Origin of the sequence: Vibrio iocasae (assembly GCF_042245395.1) — a bacterium.
Taxonomy (GTDB): Bacteria; Pseudomonadota; Gammaproteobacteria; order Enterobacterales; family Vibrionaceae; genus Vibrio; species Vibrio iocasae.
This window is the reverse complement of the sequence record NZ_CP145310.1, coordinates 1,821,442-1,839,333: the sequence shown is the minus strand read 5'-3', so window position 1 is coordinate 1,839,333 and position 17,892 is coordinate 1,821,442. Positions and strand designations below refer to the sequence as shown.

Annotated in this window: 18 protein-coding genes; 7 read left to right on the top strand and 11 right to left on the bottom strand. The window is 44.6% G+C overall.

All coding sequences use genetic code 11. The features are described from left to right. Window positions 1–33: 33 nt before the first annotated feature. From SNR28_RS08220 to SNR28_RS08195, 6 genes are read right to left on the bottom strand one after another with little or no spacing between them, the layout of a single operon-like run. Entirely contained in the window at window positions 34–1,704 is a 1,671-nt protein-coding gene (locus tag SNR28_RS08220; protein ID WP_375748726.1) for a BatD family protein, read from the bottom strand. Next, the gene (locus tag SNR28_RS08215; protein WP_375748725.1) at window positions 1,704–3,563 is read right to left on the bottom strand and encodes a VWA domain-containing protein; all 1,860 of its coding nucleotides are present in this window, start codon (window positions 3,561–3,563) and stop codon (window positions 1,704–1,706) included. Before SNR28_RS08215 ends, SNR28_RS08220 begins: the two co-directional genes overlap by 1 nt. Beyond that, window positions 3,556–4,524 (bottom strand): VWA domain-containing protein, encoded by a 969-nt coding sequence (locus SNR28_RS08210; protein WP_375748724.1) that lies wholly within the window; start codon window positions 4,522–4,524, stop codon window positions 3,556–3,558. The genes SNR28_RS08215 and SNR28_RS08210 overlap by 8 nt, the downstream gene beginning before the upstream one ends. Continuing rightward, window positions 4,521–4,997, bottom strand: a complete 477-nt coding sequence (locus SNR28_RS08205) for a DUF4381 domain-containing protein (protein WP_375748723.1) — start codon at window positions 4,995–4,997, stop codon at window positions 4,521–4,523. The genes SNR28_RS08210 and SNR28_RS08205 overlap by 4 nt, the downstream gene beginning before the upstream one ends. Continuing rightward, a complete protein-coding gene (locus SNR28_RS08200) occupies window positions 4,997–5,917 on the bottom strand; it encodes a DUF58 domain-containing protein (RefSeq protein ID WP_375748722.1) in 921 nt (306 codons plus the stop codon). Before SNR28_RS08200 ends, SNR28_RS08205 begins: the two co-directional genes overlap by 1 nt. Window positions 5,918–5,928: 11 nt before the next feature. Next, window positions 5,929–6,885, bottom strand: a complete 957-nt coding sequence (locus tag SNR28_RS08195) for an AAA family ATPase (RefSeq protein ID WP_375748721.1) — start codon at window positions 6,883–6,885, stop codon at window positions 5,929–5,931. Window positions 6,886–7,110: 225 nt separating this feature from the next. On the opposite strand from SNR28_RS08195, the gene SNR28_RS08190 reads away from it, so the two are divergent. Beyond that, window positions 7,111–7,311, top strand: a complete 201-nt coding sequence (locus tag SNR28_RS08190; protein WP_375748720.1) for a restriction endonuclease subunit S — start codon at window positions 7,111–7,113, stop codon at window positions 7,309–7,311. Window positions 7,312–7,370: 59 nt separating this feature from the next. Here the strand turns inward: SNR28_RS08190 and SNR28_RS08185 are convergent, their stop codons facing one another. Then, a complete protein-coding gene (locus SNR28_RS08185; RefSeq protein ID WP_375748719.1) occupies window positions 7,371–8,096 on the bottom strand; it encodes a DsbA family protein in 726 nt (241 codons plus the stop codon). Between the two features lie 18 nt (window positions 8,097–8,114). Continuing rightward, a complete protein-coding gene (locus tag SNR28_RS08180; RefSeq protein WP_375748718.1) occupies window positions 8,115–8,612 on the bottom strand; it encodes a protein disulfide oxidoreductase in 498 nt (165 codons plus the stop codon). A 555-nt stretch (window positions 8,613–9,167) separates the two neighbouring features. Here SNR28_RS08180 and SNR28_RS08175 point away from each other — a divergent pair. Further along, window positions 9,168–9,830 carry a LuxR C-terminal-related transcriptional regulator gene (locus SNR28_RS08175; protein ID WP_375748717.1) on the top strand — a complete coding sequence of 221 codons (663 nt, stop codon included), beginning with the start codon at window positions 9,168–9,170 and terminating at the stop codon, window positions 9,828–9,830. 211 nt (window positions 9,831–10,041) lie between these two features. Continuing rightward, a complete protein-coding gene (locus tag SNR28_RS08170; RefSeq protein ID WP_375748716.1) occupies window positions 10,042–10,296 on the top strand; it encodes a hypothetical protein in 255 nt (84 codons plus the stop codon). Window positions 10,297–10,385: 89 nt separating this feature from the next. Here SNR28_RS08170 and malK read toward each other — a convergent pair whose 3' ends face one another. Next, window positions 10,386–11,525 carry a maltose/maltodextrin ABC transporter ATP-binding protein MalK gene (gene malK / locus SNR28_RS08165; RefSeq protein ID WP_375748715.1) on the bottom strand — a complete coding sequence of 380 codons (1,140 nt, stop codon included), beginning with the start codon at window positions 11,523–11,525 and terminating at the stop codon, window positions 10,386–10,388. A 753-nt stretch (window positions 11,526–12,278) separates the two neighbouring features. Here malK and malE point away from each other — a divergent pair. The 3 genes from malE to malG all read left to right on the top strand — a co-directional run bounded on the left by malE (window position 12,279) and on the right by malG (window position 16,033). Further along, complete coding sequence (gene malE / locus SNR28_RS08160) at window positions 12,279–13,460, top strand: maltose/maltodextrin ABC transporter substrate-binding protein MalE (RefSeq protein ID WP_375748714.1); 1,182 nt, start codon at window positions 12,279–12,281, stop codon at window positions 13,458–13,460. A gap of 105 nt (window positions 13,461–13,565) precedes the next feature. Beyond that, the gene (malF, locus tag SNR28_RS08155; protein WP_375748713.1) at window positions 13,566–15,131 is read left to right on the top strand and encodes a maltose ABC transporter permease MalF; all 1,566 of its coding nucleotides are present in this window, start codon (window positions 13,566–13,568) and stop codon (window positions 15,129–15,131) included. Between the two features lie 11 nt (window positions 15,132–15,142). Beyond that, window positions 15,143–16,033 carry a maltose ABC transporter permease MalG gene (gene malG, locus SNR28_RS08150; RefSeq protein ID WP_375748712.1) on the top strand — a complete coding sequence of 297 codons (891 nt, stop codon included), beginning with the start codon at window positions 15,143–15,145 and terminating at the stop codon, window positions 16,031–16,033. A 387-nt stretch (window positions 16,034–16,420) separates the two neighbouring features. On the opposite strand, the gene SNR28_RS08145 is transcribed toward malG, so the two are convergent. Continuing rightward, entirely contained in the window at window positions 16,421–16,675 is a 255-nt protein-coding gene (locus SNR28_RS08145; RefSeq protein WP_375748711.1) for a hypothetical protein, read from the bottom strand. Between the two features lie 317 nt (window positions 16,676–16,992). Here SNR28_RS08145 and SNR28_RS08140 point away from each other — a divergent pair, with 317 nt between their 5' ends. Then, window positions 16,993–17,331 carry a DUF3316 domain-containing protein gene (locus tag SNR28_RS08140; protein ID WP_375748710.1) on the top strand — a complete coding sequence of 113 codons (339 nt, stop codon included), beginning with the start codon at window positions 16,993–16,995 and terminating at the stop codon, window positions 17,329–17,331. Window positions 17,332–17,398: 67 nt separating this feature from the next. Here the strand turns inward: SNR28_RS08140 and SNR28_RS08135 are convergent, their stop codons facing one another. Further along, entirely contained in the window at window positions 17,399–17,872 is a 474-nt protein-coding gene (locus tag SNR28_RS08135; RefSeq protein ID WP_375748709.1) for a histidine phosphatase family protein, read from the bottom strand. Window positions 17,873–17,892: the final 20 nt, after the last annotated feature.

The window sequence follows — 17,892 nt, the reverse complement described above, 5'->3', positions numbered from 1 at the left end:
TCATTCTGTAGCTCAGGCGGTGCGATTTTACACCTATAAAGAGGCAAGCGTTTCTCGAACTTCAGACCTTACGGTTAGTTTTTCAGCCTTTTTTATCAGCTTGAGAAGCTTTTGATCTGACCAATCGGAACTTTGTGCACCGAAAAGCGATTGCTGCATTAGTTCAGCTTCAGTTTTAATGCTTGTCTGCAATTCAGGAGCGAGTCTTGAACGTTCAGCAATCCATTGATTGAGTAGTGCATTAGCCTTAAATCCATCCCGGCTTTGAATCGCCTGAACGAGAGCTCTGGTGGTGTTATCCTCGCCTTTTTGCTCTGGTTCGGTACTTGTATCACGGGATTGAGTTCTTGCTCGAATATACAGGATGAAAGTCACTAACCAAAGAAGCGCAAATAGCGCAGTAACATAAGGCCAGTATCCAGTATCCTTAACGATTTTGGTCTCAGTAATGACTTGAGGTTCGGGCAGCTTTGTATGTGGAACTGCAGGTGTAACAGAAACATTGGCATCTTCCCCCTGCTCTACGACTAACTGGATTCCCGAAATCTTTGAGCGTGCTTCTTTTTTCTCTGTGGTATTCCACCAACTCAGAGCAACATCTGGCAAATCGATATCACCAGCGCTGCGGGCAATCAAAACTTGATTCAGCTTCAGTATTGCGGTGCCATCTTCTTGAGTGATTTGTGGTGAATCTTCATAGACTCTTATGCTGCCTGGGTAGTTCACCTTCAGGTTAGGTAATTGCTCCGATGAAATGCCTTTCGCCCTCAGTTCTATCTGGCGCGTAATTGGGGAACCAACCGTAAGGTTGACTGAGTCGACATCTATCTCATTGCCAGATTCATCCAACCATTTTTGTGTAAGCGTCAGAGCAGAGCTTGGCAACCAGTTACCCTGATAACTCTTCGGTTTGTCCAGTACGGTAACAACCAGCAGCTCAGGTTTTGTATTGATAGGAATGACACGTGAGCCACCGGAACGACGACTGCTATCGAGGATGGCACCTTTAAAAGCTGGCCCATTGATGACGAACTTACCTGAGTGATTGGCGGTAAGTTTGTAACTCTGGTCTACAACAATCACTTCCATTCCATCCAAGGCTGCCTGATATTGCTTTTGCTCTCCAATCGGCTCCATGCTAAAAGCGTCGGTATCAGCTCCCTGAACAGAAGGAGGCAGGATATTAGCGCTCTGTATTTGTCTTGAATCGGCTTTGAGAATGATTCGAGTATCCAGAGTGTTGAGTTCACCTGGATAGAGTTCTTTTTTATCCAACTGAACTTGCACCTCCACTAAATCTTCCTGGGTGGTGGCTGCTGGATCAACGGTGACAGTAATAGAAATTGGCTGAGTAAGACTGTTGCCAACTTTGAACGAAGGAATAGTTAGAATACCCGCACGCAATGGAGCAAGCGCCAGAGCCCACTCACTTTTCACTGTTTTTTTACCGTTGGTGATATTGGTATAAAAACCAAATCGAGGCTTTCCGATAAAAAAGTCTTCTTCAAGTACGCTAAAATCAACATCTTCCGCATCTAAATTTTCACTCGCGACAATCTTAAGCTGAAATACTTCTGACTTCGCGAGTTTGTTACTGGACACGGTTGCAGTGGCCGCATGAGTAAGTTGGCTAAATAAGGTTAGGCTCAGGGCGAGCATGGACAGAATCGATGATACCAATGGTTTATTGCGGTGCTTGTTCATTACCAAGTTTTCCCTGAGTTTTTCGGTGTTTCTTTATCACGAGCCTGAAGGATCATTTGTGCCCTGAGTAATCGAGAAGGATCACGTGCACTTTCAACCTGTTCCAGCTTTCTTAGCTCTGGGTCTATCTGCTCGCTGTTGTCGGATTGGGTAACCTGAGCTTGTTGCTGTTTTTCAGAATCTGCTGACTCTTCCTGAGCTTTTTGTACTTCTTGAGGTGCACTTTCTTCCGTTTCCTGCTGTGCTTCGTTATTCGGTTTGTCAGAGTCACTGGTGTGCTGTTCTGAAGCACTCTCTGAACGTTGCTTATGGTTTCTGTCGTCAGAGTTTTGCTGGTTGTTGCTTTGTTGAGAGTCGCTTTGCTGTCGGTTGCTATTTTGATTCTGCTGGTTTTCAGACTGGCTATCAGAGCTCTCTCCCTGATCTTTATCTGACTGCTGATCTTGTGAAGATTGATTTTGCTTCTCAGAATCTTGTTGTTCACTATTTTGTTGCTGTTGCTGTTGCTGTTGCTGTTGCTGTTGCTGTTGCTGTGCCTGCTCGACAACTTCCAGGTTCTTTTGGGCTGACTGGTGATTCGGATTTGCCTCGAGTATCTCTTCATATAGGGACTTTGCTTTTTCCAGTTCCCCACTCTGAGCATAGGCATTTGCAAGGTTGTACTTTGCAGATTCACCCTGGCCTGCTTTCAGGTTTTCAACAGCGTTTTTGTAGTCTCCGGCTTCATATTGTGCGAGACCTTTCCAGTACTGATTTTGAAAAGTACTTGCCGCTTCTTGGTACTGTTTATTTTCGAACTGCTGGTGTCCTTGCTGATCCCTGTTTTGCCATGGAGAAGCCTCGGCTATATTGGAGGTGAATGGCTGTGAAAAAGCGAATACAACTAAGAATATCGCCCCTTTACGGAACAGCAACAAAGCAGGCAGGATGACAAAAGGAATTAGCCAGAATCCATTGTTTACTCTTTCTTCAAAGCTTTGCTCATTCTTTTGAGAAGCTTCCAAATCCATTTGAGAGGTATACTCACCTATGGCTTCTACATCTGAGTTGTCACTTCGAATAGAAGCAAACCTGCCATCAGTTGCCTTGGTGATCGCCCTCATATTGCCAAAATCCGGTTTGGCGATAACAGGAGAACCGGTAGCTGTTGTTAACATGTTTCCATCTGCTAACTTTATTGGCGCTCCCTCGTTGGTTCCGATACCAAGAATCGATACTTTCCAGCGACTACCTTTGGACAGATCCAAAATTGCTTCTTTCTCCTGAGCATCAATGTCATCGGTAATCAGAATGATCTCACCCTTGCTGAATCCCGATTGCTTAAAAGTATCGATAGCAAGCTGTACCGCAGCGTCAGCTTGGGCTCCGGGGTAGGGCATAATCTCTGGTGACAGATTAGCGATCAGAGTTTTCAGCGTTGCTGAATCGGAAGTAAGCGGGCTTATTGTGTATGCATCCCCGGCGTAAACGACAAGGCCGGTACTGCCTTCTTTCCAATAAGGTAGTAAATCCATCGCTTTATATTTGACCTGCGCGAGCCTGCTGGGTTTAACATCGTTAGCATAGAGAGAGCGGGACATATCCAAAACCAGCATTCTGGCGCTATCTGCACTGTAAGATGGCAGAGGTGCTTTTTCGAAACTTGGGCCAGCGAGAGCAATGGTCATAAGTAGCCAGCTTGCTCCTAGCAGGTATATCGTCGGTTTCTTTACGCCACGTTGGCTAATGCCCAGCTTCGAGGCGATATGTGGCGCGATTAAGCCGGTGGAAGACTGGCGTTTAGCGTACCAGTACAACACCAGACAAAGAGGCAGTAATGCAATGAGCCAAAAGGGATAGAGCAGCTCAAAATCAACCATGGTGACGCCTCATTATTGTAATGATTACCCATAGAATGAGTGCCAGTCCCAAAGGATACTTGAACCATTCCGATTGCGGCCGCCACACTTCACTCGATTCACTGATAGGTTCGAGTTCGTTTATGGTGTCGTAGATATTTTGCAGTTCATCCTGATTGCGTGCGCGGAAGTATTTTCCTCCAGTCATTTCGGCAACCTTGGTTAACGTCGCTTCATCAAGATCTTTCGCAGTGTTTACATTGCGGGTAAAGAAGAACTCTTTTACCTGCATCTGTCCGGCACCCACACCCACAGTGTAGATGGTGGTGTTATATTTTTTTGCGATTTGAGCCGCCTCAATGGGCTCCAGTACTCCGGCTGTGTTCGCGCCATCGCTGAGTAATACCATTACGCGTTGCGGGGCATCGCTATCAACAAAGGTTTTAGTCGCTAAACCGATACCTTCCCCAAGTGCAGTTTTCTCTCCAACCAGACCCAGTACGGTACGGTTAAGCTGTGTAGTGATGGTCTGTCGATCCATGGTCAGTGGTGTTTGAAGGTAAGCGTTATCACCAAATAGGATCAGACCAAGTCGGTCGCCCTGTCGTTTTCCAATAAAGTCTGTAAGTACTTGCTTAACGGCAGTTAGCCTGTCTACATAGTCGCCTTCTGATTCCATGTCTTCAATTTGCATCGAACCAGACAGGTCGACCACTAACATTAAATCCCGGTGTTTAGGGTGATTTTCTACAGGTTCACCAAAATAGACCGGACGGGCAGCTGCCGTAATCAGCGCCACCCACAAAATGGAAGCCAGAATTTTTAAGACCAGGTTAGAGGGTGCTGACGCCGAGCCACCCTCGGGAATATAAGGGAGGTGAATCGAGGCACTCTCTTTTTCTGATGGTGCAAACAAGTAAACCAATACAGGCAGTGGCAATAAGAAAAACATCCACCACCAGACAAACTCAAATTGGATCAACGTCCCCCCCTCTTGGGTGGAAGTGCGGATTGAAGCCATTGATGGCAGTGCTCAATCAACTGCTCCCTTTCATATTCAGCATCTTCTTCGTACAGCGCAGCCAACCAGGTATCAACATGATCGGCAAAAATTGGCTGTTTAACCTGACTATCTAAAAATGCGAGCCAACTTGTACCGGATAATTGAGCGACCTTTGCCCGGGGGTAATAACTAAGAACTGCTTGTCGGACGATCTCCATCGCGCCCGAAGGTGAAATAGTGTGACGCTCCAGATTTAGCAGGGAAAGCGCCGCTTTTTTTGCTGCGTTTCTTTTTTTCTGCCATTTCCAGATGCCATAAATAGTAATAATGATAAGTAAGAGAGAACCTAACAGGCTCCACCAACCCCACGCAAATGGCCAAAACCCGGGAGGTTCAGGTAGTTGAAGTACATCAAGAGGTAGAGGATGACTGGTCGTTGTTGTTTCTGACATTATTGCTTCCCGGCAATTTGATAGATTAAAGGTTCAGCACTGGAAATAGAATAGTAGGGAATCGCCAGAGAGCGACTCACCTGTTTTATGTTTTCCTGTTTGTCTTCAAACAGGTCTTCCAGTTGTTTTTTCGTTGATTTAGCTGAAAAGTTTAACCAGGAAGTATTCCTCCCGTTGGTCACTTTTTCGGTGCCTTTATACTTTGTCTGCCCTTTTTCCAGAGGGTCATAAAAGTGAATCAACTGTATTCGGTTATGTTGTCTGAGTTGAGAGATAAGCGCGATGTCTTTTTGTTCGAAGCGGACAAAATCACTCAGTAGGATAATGTCACTTCCTTTAGGACACAACCGCTTTAGTGCACTTAATCCCTTCTCCATAGGGTGAGAGGAAACGGAATGATCGCTAAGTGCTTCGTTGTGCTTTTCGACTAGGTGGTGCAGCAACTGTAGTGGTCCTCGATTTCGCGAGGTAGGACGAATATCAACAAGTGTTGCCCCGGTGTCAATGACCGCGCCTATTCTGTCTTTCTGCTCGACAGCCAGCCAACTTATCAGGCTTGCCATGTGAGCCATTTGAACGGACTTCAGCATCAACGATGATCCAAACCTCATGGTGTTACTGATATCCGCGTAGATGACAACCGGTGTTTCCCGCTCTTCAGTAAACAGTTTGGTGTGAGGTTTACCCGTACGCGCAGTTACGCGCCAGTCGATGGTACGGATATCGTCACCCGGCTGATATTTTCTCACCTCTGAAAAATCCATCCCCCGACCCAGTTGCCGGCTTTGGTGCTGTCCATTGAGCTGAGACCAGAGACTCTTTGCTGGTGGAAGCCAACGAACCGTCTGGGATTTGTATTGCAGCAACTCATTAAGATTGAGAGTGACGCCATCACTGAATTTGGGTAATTGGTGATTCATAATCAGATAAGCTAAGCAGCGCCAACCAAAGAGATGAGCTGCTGGACAATCTGATTTTTATGAATCCCTTCTGCCTGTGCCTGATAGGTCAGCAGTAGTCGGTGTCTCAGCACCGGAAACGCCATGGTTTGTACGTCTTCTGGTGTCACAAAATCACGACCGCTTAGCCATGCGTGAGCTCTGGCGCAGCGATCAAGAGCGATGGTTGCTCTTGGACTCACCCCCATATCCAGCCATTCAGCAAGTTGAGGGCTGTATTTGTCTGGGATGCGGGTTGCCATTATCAAGCGTACTATGTATTTCTCAATCGCTTCTGACATATGTACAGCCAGTGCAGACTGGCGCGCTTCAAATATCTCTGACTGAGAAACCATTACGTGCTCTGCGGCTTCTACACCCATCGCTTCCCCGCGGTTAAGCCTTAGTATCGCCAACTCGTTCTCTTCGTCGGGGTAGCTTACATCCAGGTGCAACAGAAAGCGGTCGAGCTGTGCTTCTGGAAGTGGATAGGTACCTTCCTGTTCAATCGGGTTTTGTGTTGCCATGACCAAAAAAAGGTCAGGCAATGCATAGGTTTTTTGCCCAGCAGTGATCTGTTTCTCTGCCATGGCTTCCAACATCGCTGCCTGTACTTTTGCCGGTGCCCGGTTTATTTCATCGGCGAGGATGAGTGAGTTAAAAACAGGGCCTTGCTGGAACGTGAACTCACCGGTTTCCGGGCGATAGATATCTGTCCCTGTTAGGTCGGCTGGTAGCAAATCGGGGGTAAACTGAATACGGTGGAAATCACCTTCGATGCAGTCTGACAACGTTTTAACTGCCCGGGTTTTTGCCAGCCCCGGAGGCCCTTCTACCAGAATGTGACCGTCTGCCAGTAGTGCAACGAGCAGTTGTTTTACCAGTTCTGACTGGCCAATTACCTGAGATTCCAGGTAATTCTGAAGCTTCTTAAAGGTTTGGGAATGCATTGACAAAAAATCTCCTTGTAACGATGCTTTGGCCTTTATTTCCGGAAAAAGTTCACTCCTCACCGGTAGATTAAATATTGGGGTGGTCGGGAACGAATCAAGCGTAAAAGTATCATTCTTTTAATAGCTTAGCCTTTGAGCAAAATGTTAGTGCTATACACTGCTGGCATAGCGACGACGAAATGGGTAAAATTTGCCGAGTTTAAATTAAGTCAGGTAAAGATAATGAGCGACTTTGAAAAAGAACTTGAGCAGATGTCTCAGGAAATGGGAAACGAACCAGAGGTAAAACTTCCTTCTCTTGACGAGCAAAAAGAGATTGTTGCTGAGCTGAAAAGACTGGAAGCAGAAGGTAAACTGACTCCTGAGGTTATGGAGCAATACTTCGGCAAGTTCAATCAGAAGAGTGACGTGCCAGTTCACTGATTTAACCCAAGAAATAGATTTGAAATGAAAGAAGCGCCGGTTGGCGCTTCTTTTTTTCGTCAGTCCATATGTTGCTGAACAAGCTCTTCCAGCTGTTCGTATGGCATATATCCCGGAATCACTTCTTCACCGATAAAGATGGCTGGTGTTCCGCCTAAACCCAGATCGCTGAAGGTGTCGTAGTTCTTGAACAACGACGCGGATATCACGCCATCTTCGACGAGATACTGCTCGGTACCTGTCTTCTTAGCGATAGTTTCCAAAGAATTTTTTGTATGCTTGCCTTTCTTGGCGAACAATAACTGGTTAACTTCAGGGAACTTGGCTGGATCTTGCTGCCACACTTTTAGTGCAAAGGCCGCGGACGTTGTATCAATTCCTTCGACTTCTTGCTGCTGCAAAGGAACGTAGATATTAATGACTTTTACGCTGTCATACTCTTCGAGCAGTCTTTCTAATCCGACTTCCAGTTTTTTGCAGTAGGGGCAGTTGTAGTCAGTGAAGTTGTAGATAACCACATCCCCATCGGGGTTTCCGGAAATGGAATGTATTTTTGTATCATTCATCCACTCTTCATGTTTCTTTTTCTGCTCTAAGAACTGGGCTTTACTTTCCGTAAACTGAATCAGACTCTGATGAAGGTTAGCAATGATCTTCGGATTTTTTTCTAATAGCGCATTGATCTCTTGAAGCTGCTGTTCCTGTTCAGCGGTTAGTGCTGCATATGCGTTTACCGACAAGACGGCAGTTAATACGATGGTTGATTTTACGAGTAGATTTTTCATTGGGTTCCTTAAGCGCTGTTACGCTAACAGCGTTCTAATCCACAGGCCAACCGGAGAGGTGATACCTGTGGTGATGGATTTGATTTCGCCCTTATTTATAATGACGATGGTTGGCGTTATCTGAACATTCCAACGCTGGCTAATTTTGCCGTTAATGTCGTTAACGACTGGAAACTGGTAGTCTTTGGTTTCCAGATAGCGCTCTACTTTTTCGTCAGGCCCTGAGGAAAGAGCAATAGTGACCACGTTTGAGTTCTCCGCAAATTGATTAACTGTCGGGCTCACTACTTTGCAGGGGCCACACCAGGTTGCCCAGAAATAGAGAATAACTGGTTGCTCTTGGCTCATTTCAACCAGATCAACGCGTTGACCATCCAGAGTCTCTGTTATCAGAGCTGGTACATTTCCTTTAGGCATATTGAAGCTGCGATAATAATCAAGCGCAATAGACACAATGGTGAGGATAATCAGAATACTCACCAACTCTTTTAGCCACTTTCTCAGCTTTATTTTCATATTTACTCTCTTACAAGCTTAAGAGCTCTAGTACATCCGGTGGATTTTGCATAGACATAGCTTGCGGTTGAAAGTGATAACAACGGCAAGAAAGAAAAAAAAGCGGTGTAAACTCGTCGTAGTTCACCAACAGATACCGCCAGTATGAACTGATTGAACTCAGTAGAGTAAGGCGTTTTGAGTAAATATCAAGTGATAAGGCATATCTGATTTATTCTCATTTATATTCTTTATATCAAAAATAACTAACGCGTGTTTTTGTGAATGTTTCGAAGGTCAAGTTTATTTAAGTACTTAATTCTATATGCTGATACTAAAACGATAGTTTATGTACTAGATATGGGGTTTTCTCAATATTCGCCAAAATCGTGATTTAAAATGCAGAAAATCTGAGTTATTAAAAATCAGATTCAATTCTTCTCATTTATTAGAAGCCTTGAATATATTAGCGAAAACGCATCTAAGATGAACATTGTTCCATATAAACTCTGATATGCTTATTTATGCCTCTTCACTATTAACTATAGAATTAGGGCCGGGAAGCGTAACACGATTATGATGGATCACAATGACATTCGCGAAATAGCGATCATTACAGAAAGCAGCATGCAGAGTTCAATGTTGAAAGATACATTGGAAGAGAAACTGGATGTTCATATCAGTCTTTTTTCTGTAAATCATTTGTCTGATGAGATGGCTACTCATAGAGACATTATTGCTGATACCGTTATCGTCGATTTAAGCCACTTCTCTCAAGAGAAGAGAGAAATCTACCATACCTGTCGTAACCTCTATTTCAATCACGCTGCAGAAGTGCTGATTAACTGTCCTGACGACACTAATATTAGCCAATTAATGGCCTGGTCTAATTTGAATGGCGTATTTTATGTTTCCGATGATATCGATATGCTGATTCAGGGCGTTGATAAAATCCTTCAGGGTGAGCTCTGGTTTAGCCGTAAACTGGCGCAAGAGTATATTATGTTCTATCGCCAGAAGAACAAGGTGAAGCCGTCTCCAGGGCTAAATAAGCTAACCAAGCGAGAGCAACAAATCATCACTTTACTTGGCAATGGCGATTCAAATACCCAGATAGCAGACAAGCTGTTCGTTAGCGAAAATACCGTAAAAACTCACCTTCATAACGTCTTCAAAAAAATAAACGCCAGAAATCGTCTTCAGGCTCTGATCTGGGTAAAAGAGAATATTATCGAATAGATCGTAGATAATACTTTTGTACGTATTTATCCCTAAACTTTAGTATTAATTAATACTTATCCATTTGAAAAATAACCACATATAACTATCTTCTTTTTTGCAACATATCTCATATAATCCTCAGCCCTAAAATCTTAACTATAATTAAGAGTCGGCCAATAGTTTATAAAACAAGTTGGCGCTACCGTTTCACGGCTGACAGGATATGAAAATGATTGAGAATAAAGGAATAGTTATCGACTGTTCTGCCCTGAATCAGCAGGTTCATCTTTTTATCACCTCTGATAATAGCCAGGGTATGCTAAAGATTATGACGGAATCGGGTAGCCGATTGTCCAGTACCGTCTCGCACGGCTCTTCACTCAGCTACAGTATAAACAAAACAGAGTGTCCATTAACGATTGTCTACGACGCTCAGGGAGGTCATATGGAGTATACCGTTGGTTCCGATGGGGTACTCAACTGACTTAGGTTTTTGACACCACAGGATTCAACAAAAAGCCCTCTTGTTGCATGCCAACAAGAGGGCTAAATTTTTTGTTCGAGAAGTTGCTGTTACTTCTGATCTTCCAGCATCTGATCGTAGTCGACACCATTTTCGCGGAACAGACGGCGGCAAGCAGTGCCATCGCTGTGGAATAGGTGACAACGGTGTGCTGCCAGACCGATACGGAACTTATCACCTGGCTCTACCGGGATGGTATCTGGCACACGGTAGATAACATCTGCATCTGCACCATCAAGATGTAGGTAAACCTGAGTCTCGTTACCGAGTTTCTCAACGATTTGTACGTCACCTTCGATAGCCGCGTCTGCATCATCGGCAGTCAGCAAGTGCTCTGGACGGATACCCAAAGACATACGCTCGCCTTTGTTCACTGTCTTACCATCTACTGGAATCCAGAATGTTTCACCGTTAGAAAGCTGAACCAGTACGCGCTCGTTTTCAACATCTTCGATCTGAACACTCATGAAGTTCATCTTCGGTGAACCGATAAAGCCAGCGACGAAGCGGTTAATTGGGTAATGGTAAAGTTCTAGCGGGCGACCAACCTGAGATACCCAGCCTGCATCAAGAACAACAATTTTGTCTGCCATTGTCATCGCTTCTACCTGATCGTGCGTTACGTAGATCATGGTACAGCCTAGCTGACGCTGCAGTTTGGTGATTTCACTACGCATGTTTACACGAAGTGCCGCATCAAGGTTTGATAGCGGTTCATCCAGAAGGAATACATCTGGTTGAGAAACAAGTGTACGACCGATAGCGACACGCTGACGCTGACCACCAGAAAGTGCTTTTGGCTGACGCTCTAGCAGGTGACCAAGCTGAAGAATTTCAGCTGCATGAGAGACACGTTTGTCGACTTCACCTTTGTCTGCTTTCGCTAGCTTAAGACCGAACGACATGTTGTCGTAAAGATTAAGGTGAGGGTAAAGTGCGTATGACTGGAACACCATACCTACACGACGTTTTGATGGTTCAACATCGTTCATACGTTCATCACCGATGTACAGGTCACCTGAAGTAATATCTTCAAGACCGGCAATACAGCGTAGAAGCGTAGATTTACCACAGCCAGATGGACCAACGAAAACAACAAACTCGCCTTCTTTGATCTCAAGATCGACATTCTTTGAAATTAGTACGTCGTCATAAGCTTTACATACATTCTTTAACGTGACGCTCGCCATGTAGCTTGTCCTCGATTTAATTTTTATAAGTACTTACCACAAACAATTGTATTGTGACCAGTATCAATAGGAAACAGATTAGGGGATGTTTATTTTTCAAAACTGAATGACTTTTAAGAAAGTGACATCAGACTTACAAATTTTGAAAAATAATCAAACTCTATTCATTCGCCAAACGTGATGGAAAAAAGAAATGGGTGATGCCTTTATGTCAGGTATCCATCACCCATCAAAGCCAATGGTAGGTCAGTATTCCCCCACACCAAATTGTTCGCTTCCCCCGTAAATAAATACCAATATGCGAACAACTGATGATTACCAACCCACTCGGCATTGCAAGCCAGCGATTTATTGTACAAGTGAGGCTATTCACCTGGTACAACGCTGAAAGGGTTCTTACCATCCACTCTTGGATGTATGCAGTTTCAGCGATCTGAGTCTTCTATACATCCTCCCGATTAAATTATTTGCGGGGGGAGTAGGGGGGGAGGAGGTATCAGGGGTGTAGAAACGCAAAGTAAGATCAAGTTCAAAAAAAACGGGCCCCAATGTGTGTTTTTGATCACGTTAATTGCTCGTTTTGTGATTTTGATCTCTAGCGCTTGGCGATGAAGATCACGAAACTATTCCATAATAACAGGGGCGTAGAAACTGGGATGATGATATGGGTGCCCATTTTATAGATTATAGTCATCGAAATATGGCTTACCCGGTGGATAGCCCTACATCATCAAATAAAAAAAGGATATAAACATGAAAAAAGCCCTAAGCACGATTGCTGTTTGTACTATGGCTGCTTTAGGTTCGCTAAGCGCAAACGCTGCGATCGAAGAAGGTCAACTGACAATCTGGATAAACGGCGACAAAGGCTACAACGGTCTTGCTGAAGTAGGTAAGCAGTTTGAAGAAGACACAGGTATCAAGGTAACTGTTGCTCACCCAGACGCACTTCAGGACAAGTTCCCTCAGACTGCTGCAACTGGTGATGGTCCTGACATCGTATTCTGGGCACACGACCGTTTCGGTGGTTACGCAGAAGCAGGTCTTCTTGCAGAAGTTAAACCTTCTAAAGAAATCAAAGAAGGTATCGTAGATTTCGCATGGGACGCGGTTAAGTATGATGGCAAGCTAATTGGTTATCCTGTAGCGGTTGAGTCTCTATCTCTAATCTACAACAAAGACCTAGTGCCAAACCCACCTAAGAACTGGGAAGAAGTTGAAGCGCTACACGCTAACCTTCAGAAAGATGGCAAGTCTGCAATCATGTGGAACCTGAAAGAACCGTACTTCACATGGCCTCTAATGGCTGCTGATGGCGGTTACGCATTCAAGTACACTGCAAACGGCTATGACACGAAAGATGCTGGTATCAACAACGCTGGTGTTAAAGGTTCTATGAACTTCGTTAAAGGTCTGATTGATAAGAAGATCATCTCTCCTGACATGGACTACTCTGTATCTGAGTCTGAGTTCACTAAAGGTAACGTAGCGATGACTATCAACGGTCCTTGGTCTTGGGGTAACGTTGAGAAAGCAGGTATCAACTACGGTGTAACTACTCTGCCTAAGTTCAATGGTCAGTCTTCTAAGCCATTCGTTGGTGTACTAACTGCTGGTATCAGCACTGCGTCTCCAAACCAGGATCTAGCGGTAGAGTTCATTGAGAACTACCTACTGACTAACGAAGGTCTACGCAAAGTAAATGACGACAAGCCACTAGGTGCTGTTGCTCTTAACTCTTTCCAGCGTGAACTAGATTCAGATCAGCGCATCGCAGCAACAATGGACAACGCGATGAACGGTGAGATCATGCCTAACATCCCACAGATGGGTGCATTCTGGGGTGCAGCTAAGAACTCTATCGTAAACATCGTTGACGGTCGTCAAACTGTAGATGCAGCGCTTGCAGATGCAGAAAAGCAGATGACTAAGTAATAAATAACTCCCCAGGGTTAAGCTCACAGGCTTAGCCCTGAACAAATCCTTTTGGGGAGGGGGTGACCCCTCCTTAGTTTTTATATTCCGCTAGCAGGTTTCTTTATGCAGTCAGTTCAAGGTACAGGTGCTTTAGCTTCATCCACAATGCCTTCCAGCAAGACCGCTTTTATCAAGTGGGCGACACTGGCCACGGTGGGCATTGTAAATGGTTATGCCACGGTTTTGATGTATTCGCGCGGTGAGACAGCGTTCGCGTTGCTTACTCTCGTCTTAACCGCTCTGGCACTTTATATTTTCGGTAGTAAGAAGACATACGCTCAACGCTATATCTACCCAGGTATCGCAGGGATGATTCTTTTCATCCTATTCCCTCTTTTTTATACGGTGAGTCTTGCCTTCACTAACTACAGTGCCAAAAATCAGCTCTCTTTTGAGCGAGCTCAGTCAGTATTAATGGACAGAACGTTCCAGAGTGGCGATAGCTATCCGTTTAATCTGTACAAGACTGATAACGGTCACCGCCTAGTCGTTGTGGATGGTGATCAGACTCTGGCAACTGAAGAATTTATTCTTGGATCAGCCGTTGCAGACTTGGATCTAATGCCAGTTGCATCTGTTGATGGTGAGAAAGAGGCAATCAAAGCGATCATCAAGAATCGTCCTAGCCTAAGTACTATTGACCTTCATATGCAGGATGGCGACACCATTCGTATGAGTGGTCTTCGTAAATTCGCAGCTGTTCAGCCATTGTATACGTTACAAGAAGATGGCGAGTCTCTATTGAACAATGAGACCAATGAGTTGCTGAAACCGAATATGGAAGTCGGTTACTACCAGCGCGTTGACGAAAATGGTGCGTTCTACGGAAATACGGTTTCTCCTGGTTTTGTCGTATCGGTTGATACTGCCAACTTTGAGCGTGTCTGGCAGGATGAAGGTATCAAAGAGCCATTTATCGGCATCTTCATTTGGACGATTGTGTTCTCTGCTTTAACAGTATTGTTCACGCTGGTGATTGGCCTGGTGCTAGCAAGTGTTGTTCAGTGGGAAGAGCTGAAAGGCCGTGCAATATACCGAGTGCTATTGATTCTTCCTTACGCGGTTCCGGCATTTATCTCTATCCTGATCTTTAAAGGTTTGTTTAACCAGAGCTTTGGTGAGATCAACATGGTATTGGAAGCGATGTTTGGCATCAGCCCGGCATGGTTCTCTGACCCTGTAATGGCTCGTGCTATGGTGCTGATTGTAAACACCTGGCTTGGTTTCCCTTACATGATGATTCTATGTATGGGTCTGCTTAAGGCGATTCCGGATGACCTATACGAAGCATCGGCGATTGATGGTGCAGGTCCGTTCCAGAACTTTATGAAGATTACAGTTCCACTGATGATTAAGCCTCTGACTCCGCTTCTGATTGCGAGCTTTGCGTTTAACTTCAACAACTTTGTAATGATTTACCTGCTGACAAACGGTGGTCCGAACATGATCGGTACTTCTGAGCCTGCTGGTTACACAGACTTGCTTGTAAGTTATACCTACCGTATTGCATTCGAAGGTGGCGGTGGTCAGGACTTCGGTCTGGCAAGTGCAATCGCAACGCTTATCTTCCTGTTGGTTGGTGCTCTAGCGCTACTAAACTTACGCTTCACAAAACTTGAGCAGGATTAAGGAGTAATATTATGGCAATGGTACAAGGTAAAGGCCTGAAATACCGTGTGTGGGCTACTCATATTGCTCTATGGGTATTCCTGTCACTTATCATCTTCCCGATGCTGATGATTATCGCTATCTCGTTCCGTGAGGGTAACTTTGCAACGGGTAGCCTGATTCCAGAGAATCCATCTCTGGAACACTGGAAGCTTGCTTTAGGTTTCTCGGTAACTAATGCGGATGGCACGGTAACGCCTCCTCCATTCCCGGTTCTAACCTGGTTGTGGAACTCTGTTAAGGTTGCTGGTATTTCATCCATACTAATTGTGGCTCTGTCTACTACCTCGGCATACGCCTTTGCTCGTATGAAGTTCGGTGGCAAGAGCACCATTCTAAAAGCGATGATGATTTTCCAGATGTTCCCGGCAGTACTTGCTCTGGTTGCGATGTACGCACTGTTTGACAAGTTAGGTCAGTACATACCATTCCTGGGTCTGAACACCCACGGTGGTCTGATATTCTCCTACCTGGGTGGTATCGCACTGCACGTTTGGACAATCAAAGGTTACTTTGAAACTATCGATGGCTCTTTGGAAGAAGCTGCGGCACTGGATGGTGCGACACCATGGCAGGCGTTCCGTTTGGTACTGCTTCCACTGTCGGTACCAATTCTGGCGGTAGTATTTATTCTGTCCTTTATCGGTGTGGTAGGTGAAGTTCCTGTAGCATCTCTGTTGCTATCTGACGTAGACAAGTATACGCTAGCAGTAGGTATGCAGCAGTATCTATATCCTCAGAACTATCTATGGGGTGATTTCGCGGCGGCAGCGGTACTATCTGCACTACCTATAACCGCAGTATTCTTATTAGCGCAGCGCTGGCTGGTGGGTGGCCTCACCGCGGGCGGTGTGAAAGGATAAAAATAATAAGAGCGGCCAATGGCCGCTCATTTTGTCTGTCCCTTAACTAATACTGGTTTGGCCGCCGACAGGTTAAGCGACAACAAACAATTAGGTAAGCATAGCTGGCTGTTAGGAATCTAATAGTTTTGTTACCAAAGCCCGGGCTGAAACACCCGGGCTTTTTATTTGTAGATGGACATCCCACATAGCGAGAAAAATGCTTGGAGTGAATATAGGTTTACTGGGTGTGCTAATTGGAGATACTGAATTAGAGGCTTACTGGGAATACTCGCTTACATGAGCCGCACAATGAGTTTAAATAGATGAATCATGCTTCATCTTTTAGCATGCTCATTCCACCGAGCACACCCAGCAAACCTCAAAGCATTACGCTTAAGTACGGAATCAGAACTCTTTACTAGATGGCGCACATCCTACATATTGCATCAATACGTAAATGCTCTCTTCATGCAGGGCTACTTTTCTAAAAAGGTCTACAAAAATCTCATCGCCACCGAAACAGGCCTGGATATAGCGGTTTATTTCATCGCTTTTATACCCTTCCACATACATAGTTCTTACCCACTGATACTCGACAGCATCTGGGTTACTGATCGTTTTATTGTTTAGTGTGGTTGGTGTTTGCACGGTTCTTATCATTGAAGCAACTGACAGGTAGCATTAGAGCAAAAGATCGTTAAAGAAAAATTACAGCACGCAGCTCTTTTATCTCAATTTTTCATTTATTTGGGTGATATAAATTCAAAAAATAACATAAACGCAAAAAATAAATACTCAGTATATCTCATTGAAAAATAGCGTGATGAAGATCATCAGATTCATGAATATATTAATTTATAACTTTTTACTGTACGAGTGTGCAGTAAGCGCTCATTATGAATACATGAACTCGAATACGGGTTCGGAAAAACAAAATCTATCAATATGAAAAAGATGTTTATTCAGGTGAGGTTTCTATGAAAAATCTAACGATTCTTGCTACTGCACTATTGGTTTCAACGACTGCTTTTGCTGCAAACGACACGTTTTATGACCACAGAACGATAAGAACAGAAGGTTTTAGTTCTCAGGAACAAGCCTATAACTCTGGCTTCGATATGGTTGAGAGCTTAAATACCATGTCCGATAGCCAGCTAAGATGGAACCTATCGACAAGCAAAACCAGTGCTCACAATATCGATGTAGACAAAACTGAAGTAACGGTGGAAGAGTTTTCCAAGAACCGTGGTGAAGTTCTTTATCGTGCAGCCGTAGATGTTGATTACCACTACACTGCTCATCGTGACAACGACTAAATGATTGTACTCGAGCCGTATGTTGATGCCGGCTCGAGTTAGACAGTTTGTCTGCTAAGAGAACTAGTCAAACTTCTGGTCTCCAGATACTGACTAGTTCTGCGTTTCCGTAGCTTATTGATTTCCAGCTCTCACTATTAATATTGAGCAAGGCTCTGTGTGCGGTTTTAAATGTGATAGTTTGCCCACAGAGATGACTCGCCAAAAGCTCTATCCCTGGGTTGTGTCCGATCATCGCAATATGTTTGAAATCACAACCACTTCTAAGAGCGTGAAGGAGGTCTTCTGTGCTTGCTTCATAGACAGAATCAACCAATACAAGTTTGTCTTGTAATTCTGGTCGATCCTGTATTAAACATTGCGCTGTTGTGTAAGTACGGACAGAAGGAGAGCACCAGATAACGTCTATATCCAAGGGAAAGTGTTCAGAAAGATTTTCACCTTGCCTATACCCACGGCCATTGAGAGGGCGTAAGAAATCATCCAACCCCGGATGATCCCAGCTTGATTTGGCGTGTCTCAAAAGAGTCAGCTGTAACATGATGCCTTCCTTTGCTTTCG